This is a genomic window from Streptomyces sp. NBC_01341 (assembly GCF_035946055.1).
Taxonomy (GTDB): Bacteria; Actinomycetota; Actinomycetes; order Streptomycetales; family Streptomycetaceae; genus Streptomyces.
On sequence record NZ_CP108364.1, the window covers coordinates 2,884,806 to 2,899,835 of the forward strand.

Here is a 15,030-nt window from a genome sequence, read left to right on the forward strand (position 1 = left end):
CACGAAGAGAGCCCCCGGCCATGCCCCCTCAGGACATGACGACTGCTGCGTCTCCTTCCGGGGGCGCGGCCCCCGGACATCCGGGAACGGACCACCTTCTCGACGCTCTTCAGCACCAGGTGGCCGTCTTCGCCCGACGTGCCGAGCAGACCCGCCTCGGCGGTGTCGGCCAGGTCCGCAACTCGATGGACCGCGCTGCCTATCTGCTGCTGAACCGGCTCGACGTGGAAGGCCCCATGGGCGTGAAGGCGCTGGCCGCGGGCATGGGGATCGACTCCTCGACCGTGACCCGCCAGGTGGCGCCCCTCGTCGACACCGGACTGGTCAAGCGGACCTCGCACCCGGAGGACGGACGCGCCGTCGTGCTGCAGCTGTCGCCGCGCGGCCAGTCGCGGCTGGAGGAGGTCCGTGCCTCGCGGCGTGAGCTGATGTTCCAGGTGACGGACGGCTGGAGCGAGGAGGAGCGCGACACGTTCTGCGCCCTGCTGACCCGCTTCAACGGCTCGCTGGCCGCACGGCAGGCCGCGCACCAGCCGGTCCAGGAAGGCTGACCGGCTCTCCCACGGGTCCGGCAGCCCGTCGGGCTGTCGGCGCCGGGCGGATCTACCCTGGAAGGGCCTGCACTCGTACACCGAGGAGGCCGTCATGACACGGAAGATCGCCGACTGCCGCAAGTACCCGAGCGTCTCGGACTGCTCGCTCACCATCTCCGGTGAGGAGGACGAGGTGGTCCGGGCGGCCACCGAGCACGCAGTGTCCGTACACGAGCACACCGACAGCCCGGACCTGCGTGAACAGATCCGGGCGTCGCTCGAGGACGAGAAGGTCGCCGTCTGACCGGCGTGCGCGCCGTACGGCCGCCGGAGTGCGGCCGTACAGCCGTGTCCCGCGGCGGGAGCCCTCCCGCCGCAGGACCTCGCGTCAGCCCAGCGCCTGCGTCAGGTCGGCCAGCAGGTCGTCGGCGTTCTCGATGCCGACGGACAGGCGGACCAGGTCGGCCGGCACCTCCAGCGGGGAACCGGCGGCGGACGCGTGCGTCATGCGGCCCGGGTGCTCCAGAAGCGATTCGACACCGCCCAGCGACTCACCGAGCGTGAAGAGCTTCGCGCGGTTGCAGACCTCGACCGCCGCCTCCTCGCCGCCGGCGACGCGGAACGAGACCATCCCGCCGAACGCCCTCATCTGCTTGGCGGCGATCTCGTGCCCCGGGTGCTCGGGCAGCCCCGGGTAGAGGACCTGCGTCACCTTGGGGTGCCTGGTGAGGAGGTCGGCGACCTTGGTGGCGTTCGCGTCGTGGCGGTCCATGCGGACGGCGAGCGTCTTGATGCCCCGCAGCACCAGCCACGCGTCGAACGGCCCGGCCACGGCGCCCATCGCGTTCTGGTGGTAGGCCAGTTCCTCGGCCAGTTCCGGGTCGCCGACGACGAGCGCGCCGCCGACGACGTCCGAGTGCCCGCCCATGTACTTCGTGGTGGAGTGCACCACCACGTCGGCACCGAGCGCGAGCGGCTGCTGGAGGTAGGGGCTGGCGAAGGTGTTGTCGACGACCAGTCGTGCGCCCGCCTGCCTGGCAACCCCTGCGACGGCCGCGATGTCCGTGATGCCGAGCAGCGGGTTGGACGGGGTCTCCACCCAGATCGCCTTCGTGCGGGGAGTGATCGCCGCCCGCACCGCGCTCACGTCCGAGGTGTCGGCCACCGAGAACTCCACGCCCCAGCGCGAGGCGACCTTCGCGAACAGCCGGAAGGTGCCGCCGTAGGCGTCGTTCGGGATGACGACGTGGTCGCCGGGCGTGAGCAGGGTCCGCAGGAGGCAGTCCTCGGCGGCGAGGCCGGAGGCGAAGGCGAGTCCGCGACGGCCGCCTTCCAGGGCCGCCAGGTTCTCCTCCAGTGCGGTACGGGTCGGGTTGGCGCTGCGGCTGTACTCGTAGCCGCCGCGCAGGCCCCCGACACCGTCCTGCTTGTAGGTGGACACCTGGTAGATCGGCGGGACCACTGCGCCGGTGAGGGGATCCGCCGTGTTGCCGGCGTGGATCGCGAGGGTCTCGAAGCTGTGCTGGTCGCTCATGGGGCCCGAGCGTAGTTCGTCGGAAGGGTCGTTACGGGCCACTCGCCGCGCGGATGCCCGTCCGGGGACAATGGACCGCATGGAGATTCTGTGGTTCCTGCTCGCCCTGTGCCTGCTCGGCGCCGTCGTCGGTCCGTATGTGCTGCGGCGCCGGGGCGGTATCCGCCAGGTCGCGCCCGGCTCGCCGGACGCCGCCGATCCGGACGACTACGGCTTCGCGCGCCAGGAGGAGCTGGACCTCCGGATGCCCGGGCCCGACCAGGACCTCCTCGACGTCCTGGACGTGGTGCAGGGGACGGGCGCCTGGCGGGCGGCCTCGCAGCTGCTGGCGGGCACGCCCGAGGAGAGCGAGATCCGCTGGCAGCGGGTGCAGGCCTTCGCCGGCGCGGCGTCGCTGGAGCTGGCCCGGCAGCCCGGCACGGGCGGGGCGTGGCTGCGCGCGTGGCGGGCCGGGGCCCCGAAGGACGCGGGCGGCGCGGCAGTGCACGCGGAGTTCCTGGTGCAGCAGGCATGGCGCACCGGCACCGTGGGCACCGACGACTTCCGGATCATCCTGGAGGAGGCCCGCACGGTCTGCGGCGAGGCCGCCCTGCTGGCACCGGGCGACCCCGTCCCGTACATCGTGGAGCTGGCCGTGGCCCGTGGACTGGGTTACTCCCACGAGCAGTTCGACCAGGTCTGGGCGAAGATCATCGACCGTGCGCCGGCGCACATGGGCGCGCACATCGCGGCCCTGCACTTCTGGTGCGAGAAGTGGCACGGCTCCCGCGAGGAGGCCGACCGCTTCGCCACGGCGGCAGCCGCCCGTGCCCCGCAGGGCTCGCTGCTCGCCGCGCTTCCGCTGTTCGCGCTGTACGAGCACCTGCCCGAGGTCAACCTCGTGCGGGGCTTCTACGAGAGCGCCGTCGTGACGAAGGCGGTCGGGGGCGCGATGTTCGCGGTGCACGCGGCACGGGCCGACGATCCCGTGCTCGCCCACGTCCGGCATCTGCTCGTCCTGTTCCTCGTCCGCATGGAGCGCTGGTCGGAGGCGGTGCACCAGCTCGTCCACATCGACGGCCACGTGGGCGCGCTGCCCTGGACCGAGAACCCCGACCCGGCCGCCGAGTACACGGTGTACCGGGCCCTGGCCGTCGCGGGCTACGAGGCCAACGGCGGCAGCCCCGCGACCCTGCCGCACTGACCCCCGCACACTCCCCCTCCGGATTGGACCGGCACACCCATGGCACGACTGATCCCACTCGTCCTGATAGCCCTCGCCGTCTGGTTCTGGCTGCGGGCACGGAAGAAGACCGCCACGTACATGGCCTCCTACGAGGCACCGTCCCGCGGGACGGACGGGGGCGGCGAGCGCCGCGAACCCCCGGCCGCCTGACGGCCGGCCGGTCACGCGACGCGCCCCGTCCCCGGCACCGTGGCTGCCGGGGACGGGGCGCGTCCGGGTCAGGAGGCGACGAAGCGCGCGATCTGCCCCAGCACGAGGGTGTCCGCGAGGTACCCGATGTGGGTCTGGCAGACCACGTTGTTGTTCGTCGCACCGCTCAGCCGGGTGCTGGTGTACGGGAGGATGATGCCGTCGCACGCCGAGTACCAGGTGGCGTACCTCGTGTCGCCGGGGGTCTCGTCGCCCGCGCTGATCTGGGAGATGAACGAGGAGCCCGGGTACATCTGCTGACAGGTCGTGTAGATCAGGCAGGCACCGGCGAAGGTGGTCCCGTGGTTCGCGCCCGCGATCGAGGCCAGGTGGCTGACGCTGGTGTTCCCGCCCAGCACCTTCAGGTAGTACTGGCTGACGAGGCCGCCCATCGAGTGGTTGACGATGGCGACCTTGCTCGCACCGGTCCGGGACTTCACGTTGTTGACGAACGAGGCCAGACCCTGGGCGTTGGTGATGTTGTTGCCGTAGGAGTTGTACTCGTACGCGAACAGCCTGGAGCCCGACCAGCCGTTGAGCTGGAAGACGCTCATGGCCGTGACCCAGTTCGACGCACTGCCCGTGTAGCCGTGGACGAAGACGACGGGTGTGCTCGTCGACAGCGGCTGGACCGCGGCGTCCGCGGCCCGCGGCGCCGAGGTGGCGGCGGTCGCCCGGGGCTGGGCCGCGCCGGCCGAGGGCGCGGAGGAGAACAGGGTGAACGCGACCGTGACGGCCGCGAGGGCGCCGAGAAGCCGGCGGGGTGTACGACGACGCATGGAGCACTCCTGACGGGATGCGGAGCTGCGGGTGCCTGACCCGACCAGCGTCGGGTCGCCGGGTGCGGGTGCCATCGGCGAATTCACCGGCGTTCGCGGGCCGTCCGGGTCCGCCGGACACCCGGCGCGCCGCCTTGAGGCCCCCCGGTGCGGCGCCCGGCGGGGGCGCGAGCCCAGCATGATCCGGACGGGAGGCTCTAGTCTGTTCCCCCCGCCCGGCTGAGGGCGGGGAGAACCAGGGGTGGGACATGCGCAGAGGAATCGCCGCTCTCGCGGTGGCGGGTGCCGTGGGCACCGCGGTCGTCGCGGCGCCGGCCGCACACGCGGAGGGACGGGGCGACATCAGGGTCGTCAAGACCGTCGTGAACGCGGGGGGCAGTGTGATCGTGGGCGTCAAGAACGTGAAACGGTTCCCGGTCGTCATGACGATCAAGGACAACTCAGGGGTGAAGGGCGTGGCGGACGTGTCCGCCTACAACGCGACGAACGGCCACGGGCCGGTGTCGTACCTGGGCACCTCGTGCAGGAAGAGCAGCTCGACCACGTCCGTGTGCACGGCGACGATGGAGTTCGACCCGTCGTGGATCGACTCGTACGGCAGCGGCAACGAGGGCTGGGACGCCAACTCGGTGGCCGGGACCTGGCAGGTCAACGCCACGGTGCGGGCCAACGACAAGGACTACTGGATCTCCGACCGCATCGCCACGTTCCGGATGAAGCGGGCCGCGACGCTGACGACGGACGCGGCGCCCGAGCCGGTGAGGAAGGGCGGCACGCTCACCGTCACGGGCAAGCTGTCCCGCGCGAACTGGACGGATCTGAAGTACCACGCCTTCACCAAGCAGGTGGTGAAGCTGCAGTACAGGAAGCCCGGCGGCTCGTACCACACGGTCCGGACGGCGACCACGGACAGCAAGGGCCACCTGCGGGCGACCGTGAAGGCCTCCGCGCCGGGCAGCTGGCGCTGGGCGTTCCTCGGCACGGAGACGACCATGAAGGTCGTCTCCGCCGGTGACGCGGTCGCGGTGAAGTAGCGACGGCGCGGCGGGCCGGACTCCGGCCCGCCGGAAGGCACCTCCCGGCGCCGCCCCGCCCCGCCCTGCGCCCGCTTTTCCCGGTCGCAGGCCACCCGACAGGCTCTCAGGCGGCCAGCAGCACCGCGCCCCTGGGCATCCGGGCCGTGGTCGTACGGGAGGGCGCGCTGCGCCGGGCGATCTCGTCCTGGGCCAGCGACAGCACGTCGCCCAGCCCCAGCCCGAGCGAACGGGCCGCCGCCGCGAGCACCTCGGACGACGCCTCCTTGCGCCCGCGCTCGACCTCGGAGAGATAGGGCACGGAGATCCGCGCGGCCTCGGCGACGTCCTTGAGCGTCCGCCTCTGGCCGACGCGTTCGCGGCGCAGGACATCGCCCACGACGTCGCGCCACAGGGGCTCCCGGGCCGGCGTCGCGGGGACGGGGCGCAGGGGGATGACACGGGCGGAGTTCGGCGCGTGGCTGCTCATCGTCCGAGCGTAGGAGCCGCACGCCCGGCGCGGGAGAGGAAACGCCTCCGCGCCGGGCGGATCTGCTGTCGGCAGAACGGCGGTTGCGGGGCCCGACGGCCGGCCCCCGCGGAACCGGGACCCGGCCCTCGGGCCGGCACGCCCGCGTACGGGGCGGGGTCAGATGAGGCCCTGCGCCAGCATCGCCTCGGCGACGATCTCGAAGCCCGCGATGTTCGCGCCCACCACGTAATTGCCCGGGCTGCCGTACTTCTCGGCTGTGGTGTGGCAGGACTCGTGGATGTGGCGCATGATCTGCGCCAGCCGCTCCTCGGTGTGGGCGAACGTCCAGGAGTCGCGCGAGGCGTTCTGCTGCATCTCCAGGGCGCTGGTGGCCACACCGCCCGCGTTGGCCGCCTTGCCGGGCGCGAAGGCCACGCCCGCCTCCTGGAAGACGTGGACGGCCTCGGGGGTCGTGGGCATGTTGGCGCCCTCGGCGACCGCCTTCACCCCGTTGCGCACGAGGGCGAGCGCGTCGGCCTCGTGGAGCTCGTTCTGGGTGGCGCAGGGCAGGGCCACGTCCACGGGGACGCTCCAGACGCCCGTGCCCTCGGCGTACTTCACGTGCTCGCCACGCCGCTCGGCGTACTCGGAGACACGGCCGCGGCCCCTCTCCTTGATCTCCTTGAGCAGGTCGAGGTCGATGCCCTTCTCGTCCACGACGTAGCCGGCGGAGTCCGAGCAGGTCACCACGGTCGCGCCCAGCTGCTGCGCCTTCTCGATGGCGTAGATGGCGACGTTGCCCGAGCCGGACACCGCGATCCGCTGTCCGTCGAGGGACTCGCCTCGCACGCGCAGCATCTCGGCGGTGAACAGCACACAGCCGTATCCCGTGGCCTCGGTGCGCGCCTGGGCGCCGCCCCAGCCGAGGCCCTTGCCCGTGAGCACGCCGGACTCGTAGCGGTTGGTGATCCTCTTGTACTGGCCGAAGAGGTAGCCGATCTCCCGGCCGCCGACGCCGATGTCACCGGCGGGGACGTCGGTGTACTCGCCCAGGTGGCGGTGGAGTTCGGTCATGAAGGACTGGCAGAAGCGCATGACCTCGGCGTCGGAGCGGCCCTTGGGGTCGAAGTCCGCGCCGCCCTTGCCGCCGCCGATCGGCATGCCGGTGAGGGCGTTCTTGAAGATCTGCTCGAAGCCCAGGAACTTCACGATTCCGAGGTTGACCGAGGGGTGGAAGCGCAGTCCGCCCTTGTACGGGCCCAGAGAGCTGGAGAACTCGACGCGGAAGCCGCGGTTGACGTGGATGTCGCCGGAGTCGTCCGCCCACGGCACCCGGAAGATGAGCTGGCGTTCGGGTTCGCAGATCCGCTCGATGATGCGGGCGTCGACGAACTCGGGGCGCCGCGCCAGCATGGGGCCGAGGGTTTCGAGGACCTCTCGTACCGCCTGGTGGAATTCGAGCTCCCCGTGGTTGCGCCGCAGGATCTCCGCGTAGAGCGGCTCGATGACACGGTGTTCGGCGGTTCGCGGGGCGAGGGAATCGGAACGGGCAGGCATCAGATCAAGACCTTCCGTGGGTGGACTCGTGCGCGTCGGCGCCCCCGGTCGCCGGAGGCGTCTGCGGCCCGTGCGGGCCGTTGCACCCGGCAAGTCTCCCAGCGCGGCAGCGTGCCGCCCCGGACGACATCCACATAGTGACCACGGTTGTGGTCGCCGGTCCGCGTGCCGCGTTGCCCGCACACCCGCTCCCGGCGGTGGTTCACGGGTGGCGGACCTCACAGCCGGGAAGGGGGCTGTGAGGTCCGCTTGCGGGGGTCAGGCGGCGGAGTTCTCCGTCACCGTCACCCTGCCCTTGCGGATGGTCGCCACCCGGGGCGCCTTGCGTGCGAGGGAGCTGTCGTGAGTGACCATCACGAAGGTCAGCCCGTGCTCCTTCCACAACCCGTCGAGCAGTTCCATGATCTCGTCGCGCATGGACTCGTCGAGGTTTCCGGTGGGTTCGTCGGCGAGCAGCACCTTGGGGCGCTTGACGAGCGCGCGGGCGATGGCGACGCGCTGCTGCTGTCCGCCGGACATCTCACCCGGCAGGTGGGTGGGCCGGTCGCCCAGGCCCACCGACTCCAGTGCCTCGGCGGCGCGTTCGCGGCGGGCCTTCGCGCCGAGGCCGAGGGGCACGAGCGCGGTCTCGACGTTCTCCTGCGCGGTGAGGGTGGGAATCAGGTTGAAGCTCTGGAAGACGAAGCCGATGGACTCGGCGCGGACCTTGGTGAGCCGGGACTCGGGGAGTCCGGCCAGGTCGACGCCGTCGAGTTCGATGCTGCCGGCGGTGGGCCGGTCGAGTCCGCCGAGCATCTGGAGGAGTGTGGACTTGCCCCCTCCGGTCGGCCCCTGGATGACGAGCCGTCCGCCGTCCTCGATGGTCAGGTCGACGCCGGCGAGCGCGTCGACGGGGTTCTTGCCGCGCATGTAGCGCTTGGTGACGCCCTTGAGCTGGTACACGTGTGGACTCCTGCGTTACGTACGAGAGGGGAGGGGCGGTACTACGCGACGCGTCGCAGCGCGTCGGCCGGGCGCAGCCGCGAGGCCCGCCATCCGCCGAACGCTCCGGCTGTCAGTCCGCCCGCCACGGCCAGGGCGACGGCGACGAGGATCGTGGTGAGCGAGACCGGGGCGGTCAGCGCGATGTCGAGGGTCTTGGCGGCCGCCTGGCGGCCGGGGCCGCCGCCCATGGGGCCGCCTCCGCCCATGGGGCCGCCTCCGCCCATGGGGCCGCCTCCGCCCATTCCGCCGCCCGAGGAGCCGAGCCGGGCCGTCAGCGTGGGGCTGACGGCGGTCACGGCGTAGGCGCCGGCGAGGCCGGCCGCGATGCCGAGGACACCGCCCATCAGACCGTTGACGAGGGCTTCGCCGATGACCTGGCGCGTGACGCGTCCGCTCTTCCAGCCGAGGGCCTTGAGGGTGCCGAACTCCCGCACGCGGCGGCTGACGGCGGAGGAGGTCAGCAGTCCCGCGACGAGGAACGCTGCGGCCAGGACGGCGATCGAGAGCCACTTGCCGACGCTGGATGCCAGGTCGGAGGCGGTGGACAGGGAGCCTGACACCGTGTCGGCGAGGTCGGCGGAGGTGGTGACCGTCGTGCCCGGGATGTTCTTCTGGATGGCGGCCTTGACGGTGTCGATCTGCTGGGAGTCGGCGGCCTGGACGTAGACCGTCGTGACCTTGTCCTTGGAGTCGGCGACGGTCTGCGCCTGCTTCAGCGGGATGTAGACGTTGGCGGCCGCGTCCCCGCTGTCCGCCGTGGAGACGCCCACGATCGTGTATTCGGTGCCGGAGACGGTGACGGTCCTGTCGACCGCGAGCGACTTCTCCTTGGCGTAGGCGGAGTCGACGACCGCGACCTTCGCGTCGGTCTCGGAGGCCTTGAAGGTCCGGCCCTTGGTGATCCTGGAGGAGGTCAGCGGGCCGAGGCCCTGCTGGGTGACGTCGGTGCCGTACACGGTGAAGGAGTTGACGTCGAAGGAGGCCCCGCCGCCCCGGACCTCGCCCCGGGGCCCGCCGTTCTGGCCGCCGCCGGGTCCGCCCTGTCCCGTGGCGCCCTCCTCCTGCTTGAACTCGCCGCGCTTGAACTGGCCGTCGACCTTCACGACGGTCAGGCTCAGCCCGCCGACGGCGTCCGCGACACCGGCCTGGCCGCCCACCCTGTCGACGGTGCTCGCGGCGAGTGTCTGGAAGCCCTGGACCAGGACCCGGTCCGTGCTCTGGGTGGCGTCCTCGTCGTCCTTGGCGTCGAACTCGAACCGGGGCCGCTCGGTACCGCCGGCGCCCGGTGCGGCGGCGGCCTTGGTCACCGTCATGTCCGTGCCCAGGCCGTACAGCGATTGGAGGACCTTGTCCTGGGCCTTGCTCATGCCCGAGGAGACGGAGCTGACGACGATGACCAGCGCGATGCCGAGGGCGAGCCCCGAGGCGACGACGAGCGCCGCCTTTCTGCGGCGGCGCAGCTCGCGCCGGAGGTAGGTGAAGAACATGGCGCGAAGGTATGGACCGGGTGTGATGAGGAGTTAAGTCTGCGATGAGAGCGGGATGAGAACACGGGCGGCGCGCGTACGCCGAAGGCGGCGGCACCCGGATCGTCCGGGTGCCGCCGCCTTCGTACGGGGAGGGGGCGCGCTCTGGATCAGGCGGCGGAGCCCGCCGTCCACTGGGCCCAGTCCATGTTCCAGCCGTTGAGGCCGTTGTCGGGGGCGATGGTCTTGTCGGGGGAGTTCTTGACCACGACCACGTCGCCGACGATGGAGTTGTTGTACAGCCAGGCCGCCGACGTGTTGGGGTCGCCCGCGCCCTTCGTGTCGGACAGGCCGACACAGCCGTGGCTGGTGTTCACGCTGCCGAAGATCGACTTCGCGCCCCAGTAGTTGCCGTGGATGAAGGTGCCCGACGTGGACAGCCGCATGGCGTGCGGGACGTCCTTGATGTCGTACTCGCCCTTGCCGTCGTCGTCCGTGAAGCCGACGGTCGCACCGTCCATCCGGGTCTCCTTGAACTTCTCGGAGATGACCATCTGGCCGTTGTACGTCGGGTTGTCCGGGGATCCGGCGGAGATCGGGATCGTCTTGACCGTCTTGCCGTCGCGGGTGACGGTCAGCGTGTGCGACTTGGCGTCCACGGTCGAGACCTGGTTGCGGCCGACCTTGAAGGTGACCGTCTTCTGCTGGACGCCTATGACGCCGTCGGCACCCTCGACGCCGTCGAGGGCCAGCTTCAGGGTGACGGTGGAGCCGCCCTGCCAGTAGTTTTCGGGGCGAAGGTCCAGTCGCTGGTTGTTGAACCAGTGCCCGACGACCTCCTGGCCGCTGCTCGACGTCACCTTGATGCCGTCCTGGACGGCCTTCTTGTTGGTGATCGCCTTGTTGAAGTTGATCGAGACCGGCATGCCGACGCCGACGGTCGAACCGTCCTCGGGGGTGAAGTTCCCGATGAAGCTGTTCTCCGGCGAGACCGTGGTGAAGGAGCTGTTGGCGTGTGCCTCACGGTCCTTCGAGTCCGACGCGGTGGCGCTGATCCTGTACGTCGTCGAGCGCTCGAGCTGCCCGCTGGGCTTCCAGCTGGAGCCGTCGGCGGCGAGGGTGCCCTCGACGGCGTCACCGTCGGCCGTGGTCATGGTGACCTCGGTCAGCTTGCCCTTCGCGACGGTGACCAGCGCGGCGTTGTTGATGCTCGCGTTGGTGGCACCGTTCTTCGGCGCGATCGTTATCTGCGCCTCGGAGGTGTCCTTGGCCGCCGCCTCGTCGACCTGCGCCTGTGACGTCTTCGAGCTGTCCGCGCCTGCGCCCGTGTTCCCGTCGTCGCTGCAGGCTGAAAGCACCAGCACGCCGCCGAGCAGTGCGGAGGCGGCCATCAGGCCCCGGCGCCGCTTGCTGTCCGTCATCACACGCTTCTCCATCGTTGCCGATTCCCCAAGATCCCCGGACGGGGTCGCCCGACGGCGAACACCCGTCAATGTTCCAAGAACACCGCGACCGGGTCTTCCGTTCCACATCCGTCGCGGATGTGGGGAACACCACTCATCGACGCGGTCACGACCGCGGCGGTTCCCGTCACCCGTGAAGAGTGCCCCGCGGGCGTCAGCGTTCCGTGTTCCCGCCGCCTTCTTCGTCGTCCGTCTCATTGTCCTCGATCCCGTAGTACGCCTCGTCCCCGTCCTCTCCGGCAGCCCAGTCCTCGGCGTCGGGGTCGTGGTCGATCGTCTCGCTGCTCCAGGAGGCCTGGGCGAGCTCGACCCCGGGTACCTGGCTGACCAGGTCGAACGGATCGATCAGCGAGGCAAGGGCTTCAGCTGCGTCTTCCCTGACCGTCTCCTCGGCATGCGTACGTTCCTCGGCCGAGTCGCCGGCGGACGCGCCGGAGGCCGTGTAGTCGGCGGCGATGCTCTCCAGCGCCGTGCCGGTCAAAGCGTCCGCGTCGCTGATCTCCAGCAGCATCTCCACGCGAAGCCGAACAAATGAGGGTGTCACCGATGCAGTCATATGCCGGAGCGTAAGGCTCCCGCGAGCCACGGCTTTCCTCCGACCCGCTGCTTTGCTTAGCATCGGCGCACGGGGCTAACTGATGGCTGTCGCAAGGGGATCGATTCTGTGTCCATCGCTCGTCGCACGCTGCTGACCACCACAGCGGCAGGCACCCTGCTCTGTGCTCTCTGGTTCGTCCCGTCCGCCAACGCGACGGACGGATCAGGGCCGCGGAGCGGTTCGACCGGCGCTTCCTCCGGTTCCATGACCGGGGTCCGCCAGGCTTCCGTCACGGGGGCCTCCGCCTCCGGAAGCACCCTCGCCGAGACCGGTACGGGCATCGACACCACGCCGTATCTCGTCGGCGGCACGGCGTTCCTGTGCGTCGGTGCGGGTGTCGTCGCCCATTCGGTACGCCGGGGCGGCACACCGGGCACCGGCTTCTGAGGTGCGCGAGGGCTGCCGCGTCCCCACGGGACACGGCAGCCCTCGCGTCGTCAGGCCAGCGGCCCGGTCACCGGCTCCACCGCGGCGACCAGCCGGCCCTCCCGCACGAACGCGTCGGCTCCGGCGAGGTCGGGGGCGAGGAACCGGTCGGGTCCCGGGCCCTGCACACCGGCGGCCCGCAGCGCCGCGATGACGGCCACCGAAGCGGGCGCGGGGGTCAGCCCCTCGGCGGCGCGCAGCTCGACGGCGCGGGTGGCCGCGTAGAGCTCGACGGCGACGATCCGCGCGAGGGCGTCCACGGCCGTACGGAGCTTGCGCGCGGCCGACCAGCCCATGGAGACGTGGTCCTCCTGCATGGCGGACGACGGGATCGAGTCGACGGACGCCGGGACCGCGAGCCGCTTCATCTCACTGACCAGGGCGGCCTGCGTGTACTGGGCGATCATCAGTCCCGAGTCGACCCCCGCGTCGCCGGCCAGGAACGGCGGCAGGCCGTGCGAGCGGTTCTTGTCCAGCAGCCGGTCCGTGCGGCGCTCGGTGATCGACCCGAGGTCGGCGGCGGCGATCGCCAGGAAGTCGAGGACGTAGGCGACGGGCGCGCCGTGGAAGTTGCCGTTGGACTCCACACGCCCTCCGGGCAGGACCACCGGGTTGTCGACGGCCGCGGCCAGCTCACGGTCGGCGACGAGCCGCCCGTGTGCGAGGGTGTCGCGCCCGGCGCCGTTGACCTGCGGGGCGCAGCGCACGGAGTAGGCGTCCTGGACCCGGGGGGCGTCATCCTGGTGGTGCCCGGTGAGGCCGGACCCCGCGAGCACGCGCAGCATGTTGTCGGCCGAGGTCCCCTGGCCCGGGTGGGGGCGGATGGCGTGCAGCTCCGGGGCGAGGACCTTGTCCGTGCCGAGGAGGGCCTCCAGGGAGAGCGCGGCGGTGATGTCGGCGCTGGTGTAGAGGTTCTTCAGGTCCGCCAGGGCCATCACGAGCATGCCGAGCATGCCGTCGGTGCCGTTGAGGAGGGCGAGGCCCTCCTTCTCGCGGAGTTCGACCGGGGTGATGCCGTGCGCGGCGAGGAGCTCACCGGCCGGGCGCACGGTCCCGTCGGGGCCCTCCGCGTCGCCCTCGCCCATCAGCGCCAGGGCGCAGTGCGAGAGCGGGGCGAGGTCGCCGGAGCAGCCCAGTGAGCCGTATTCGTGGACGACGGGGGTGATGCCCGCGTTCAGCACGTCGGCGATGGTCTGCGCGACCTCGGGGCGTACGCCGGTGTGGCCGGAGGCCAGGGTCTTCAGGCGGAGGAACATCAGGGCGCGCACGACCTCGCGCTCGACGTGGGGTCCCATGCCCGCCGCGTGCGAGCGCACGATGTTGCGCTGCAGTTCCGCCCGCAGACCGGGGCTGATGTGCCGGCTGGCGAGGGCACCGAAGCCGGTGGAGACGCCGTAGACCGGTTCGGGCTTGGCCGCGAGGGCGTCGATGACGGCGCGGGCGGCGGCGAGGGCCTCGACGGCCGCCGGTGAGAGTTCGACCCGGGCGCCTTCGCGGGCCACGGCGATGACGTCCTCGGCAGTGGTACCGGACGTCCCCACCACGACTGTGTGCATATCCATATTCAGAAGCGTACGGACTGAAACCCTCCATGTCACCAGTGGTCGGGCGGGTGACCCCTTACCCCTCGTCCACCGGCGGATTGCCGCGCAGCCTGCGGCGGTCGTGGGGCGACCTGGGCGGCGAGTCGGCGAGCCGGATCACGTCGCCGTCGCGTCCCGCCACCACGGGCTTCCTGCTGCGCGCCGCCTTCGCCCGGTACTGCGCGGCGTCCGCCAGACGGAAGAGCCGGCGCGCGGACAGGACCGGGCCGATCTCGTCCCCCGTGGACGCGATCCCGCAGGCCACGCCGTCGCCGACCTCCATGGCGACGGCCCGCGCGCAGAGCTCCTCGGACACCCGTACCACGTCGTCGGCCGGGGGCCCCACGGTCAGCAGGCAGAACTCGTCGCCGCCCAGGCGGGCGGCGAGTGCGCCGGGGAGCATCGCCCCGCAGAGCGAGAGCACGGAGCCGAAACGTTCCAGCAGGCGGTCACCGACCGCGTGCCCGTGCGTGTCATTGACCGCCTTGAGGCCGTTCAGGTCGCAGACCACCAGGCTGACCACGGTGCCCTCGACCCGGTGCTGCTCCAGCGCCTCGTCGAGCCGGATGTCGACCGCGCGGCGGTTGGCGAGCCCGGTCAGCGGATCGGTGAAGGCGAGCTTGCGCACCTCCTCCAGCCGCTCGGTCTGCGCGATACCCGCCGCGACCACGGCGGCCAGCACCGTCGCGAAGTCCGCGTCGTCCCGGTCGAACACCGGCACACCGGCCTGGCGTGCCACGTAGAGCTCGCCCCAGGCCCGGCCGTGCAGCACGATCGGCGCCACGACACAGCAGCCCCGCCCGCGCCGGCGCAGCGCCGCGACCCGCTGGTGGCAGTACGGGCGGGCACCGCGGGCCGGAGCACCGGCGGCAGGAGCGCCGGCGACGGTCTCCACCCAGGCGTCCGGCTCCCCTCCGCCCGCCCAGCGTTCATGCAGGAACTCGGTGATCTCGGGGAACTGGTGGACGGGATAGGACTCCTCCTCGGGGAACTCCTCCTCCCCCTCGGCCCGCTCCCCCGCGTTCACCAGCACCCGCAGCCTGCCCTGCTCGCGCTCCCACACGGACAGGGCCGCGAAGCTGCCTCCGAGCGCCTCGCACGCCCCCACGGCCGCCGCATGCCAGGACTCGCGCGGCGTGTAGGCCGCCGCCATCGTCTGCGCCAGCGCAACCACGGCACGCAGCCGCGCATCATCACCGCCCATCGCT

16 protein-coding genes are annotated in these 15,030 nt (G+C 71.5%); 6 read left to right on the top strand and 10 right to left on the bottom strand.

The window, feature by feature from the left end; all coding sequences use genetic code 11:
• Positions 1–20 precede the first annotated feature (20 nt).
• Positions 21–551, top strand: a complete 531-nt coding sequence (locus OG206_RS12345; RefSeq protein WP_327115286.1) for a MarR family winged helix-turn-helix transcriptional regulator — start codon at positions 21–23, stop codon at positions 549–551.
• 94 nt (positions 552–645) lie between these two features.
• A complete protein-coding gene (locus OG206_RS12350) occupies positions 646–837 on the top strand; it encodes a DUF1059 domain-containing protein (RefSeq protein ID WP_327115288.1) in 192 nt (63 codons plus the stop codon).
• A gap of 84 nt (positions 838–921) precedes the next feature.
• Here OG206_RS12350 and OG206_RS12355 read toward each other — a convergent pair whose 3' ends face one another.
• On the bottom strand, positions 922–2,067 hold the full coding sequence (locus OG206_RS12355; protein ID WP_327115290.1) for a cystathionine gamma-synthase: 1,146 nt from the start codon (positions 2,065–2,067) through the stop codon (positions 922–924).
• 79 nt (positions 2,068–2,146) lie between these two features.
• Here OG206_RS12355 and OG206_RS12360 point away from each other — a divergent pair, with 79 nt between their 5' ends.
• Together OG206_RS12360 and OG206_RS12365 are read left to right on the top strand one after the other, a co-directional pair.
• Positions 2,147–3,250: a hypothetical protein gene (locus tag OG206_RS12360; protein WP_327115292.1), complete on the top strand. Its 1,104-nt coding sequence runs from the start codon at positions 2,147–2,149 to the stop codon at positions 3,248–3,250.
• A gap of 39 nt (positions 3,251–3,289) precedes the next feature.
• Positions 3,290–3,442: a hypothetical protein gene (locus OG206_RS12365; RefSeq protein WP_327115294.1), complete on the top strand. Its 153-nt coding sequence runs from the start codon at positions 3,290–3,292 to the stop codon at positions 3,440–3,442.
• Between the two features lie 68 nt (positions 3,443–3,510).
• Here the strand turns inward: OG206_RS12365 and OG206_RS12370 are convergent, their stop codons facing one another.
• The gene (locus OG206_RS12370; protein ID WP_327115296.1) at positions 3,511–4,260 is read right to left on the bottom strand and encodes an esterase/lipase family protein; all 750 of its coding nucleotides are present in this window, start codon (positions 4,258–4,260) and stop codon (positions 3,511–3,513) included.
• Positions 4,261–4,508: 248 nt separating this feature from the next.
• Here OG206_RS12370 and OG206_RS12375 point away from each other — a divergent pair, with 248 nt between their 5' ends.
• Entirely contained in the window at positions 4,509–5,294 is a 786-nt protein-coding gene (locus tag OG206_RS12375) for a hypothetical protein (RefSeq protein WP_327115298.1), read from the top strand.
• 106 nt (positions 5,295–5,400) lie between these two features.
• Here OG206_RS12375 and OG206_RS12380 read toward each other — a convergent pair whose 3' ends face one another.
• From OG206_RS12380 to OG206_RS12405, 6 genes are all read right to left on the bottom strand, one after another.
• The gene (locus OG206_RS12380; protein WP_327115300.1) at positions 5,401–5,763 is read right to left on the bottom strand and encodes a helix-turn-helix domain-containing protein; all 363 of its coding nucleotides are present in this window, start codon (positions 5,761–5,763) and stop codon (positions 5,401–5,403) included.
• A 159-nt stretch (positions 5,764–5,922) separates the two neighbouring features.
• On the bottom strand, positions 5,923–7,302 hold the full coding sequence (gene gdhA / locus OG206_RS12385; protein WP_327115302.1) for an NADP-specific glutamate dehydrogenase: 1,380 nt from the start codon (positions 7,300–7,302) through the stop codon (positions 5,923–5,925).
• Positions 7,303–7,560: 258 nt separating this feature from the next.
• On the bottom strand, positions 7,561–8,244 hold the full coding sequence (locus OG206_RS12390) for an ABC transporter ATP-binding protein (RefSeq protein WP_327115304.1): 684 nt from the start codon (positions 8,242–8,244) through the stop codon (positions 7,561–7,563).
• A gap of 41 nt (positions 8,245–8,285) precedes the next feature.
• The gene (locus tag OG206_RS12395; protein WP_327115306.1) at positions 8,286–9,773 is read right to left on the bottom strand and encodes an ABC transporter permease; all 1,488 of its coding nucleotides are present in this window, start codon (positions 9,771–9,773) and stop codon (positions 8,286–8,288) included.
• A gap of 149 nt (positions 9,774–9,922) precedes the next feature.
• On the bottom strand, positions 9,923–11,188 hold the full coding sequence (locus OG206_RS12400; RefSeq protein ID WP_327115308.1) for a L,D-transpeptidase: 1,266 nt from the start codon (positions 11,186–11,188) through the stop codon (positions 9,923–9,925).
• A 181-nt stretch (positions 11,189–11,369) separates the two neighbouring features.
• Positions 11,370–11,771: a hypothetical protein gene (locus OG206_RS12405; protein ID WP_327115310.1), complete on the bottom strand. Its 402-nt coding sequence runs from the start codon at positions 11,769–11,771 to the stop codon at positions 11,370–11,372.
• A gap of 108 nt (positions 11,772–11,879) precedes the next feature.
• Here OG206_RS12405 and OG206_RS12410 point away from each other — a divergent pair, with 108 nt between their 5' ends.
• A complete protein-coding gene (locus OG206_RS12410; RefSeq protein WP_327115312.1) occupies positions 11,880–12,200 on the top strand; it encodes a hypothetical protein in 321 nt (106 codons plus the stop codon).
• A gap of 50 nt (positions 12,201–12,250) precedes the next feature.
• Here the strand turns inward: OG206_RS12410 and hutH are convergent, their stop codons facing one another.
• Both hutH and OG206_RS12420 read right to left on the bottom strand, forming a co-directional pair.
• A complete protein-coding gene (gene hutH, locus OG206_RS12415) occupies positions 12,251–13,801 on the bottom strand; it encodes a histidine ammonia-lyase (protein WP_327115314.1) in 1,551 nt (516 codons plus the stop codon).
• A 58-nt stretch (positions 13,802–13,859) separates the two neighbouring features.
• A complete protein-coding gene (locus tag OG206_RS12420) occupies positions 13,860–15,026 on the bottom strand; it encodes a GGDEF domain-containing protein (protein ID WP_327115316.1) in 1,167 nt (388 codons plus the stop codon).
• Positions 15,027–15,030: the final 4 nt, after the last annotated feature.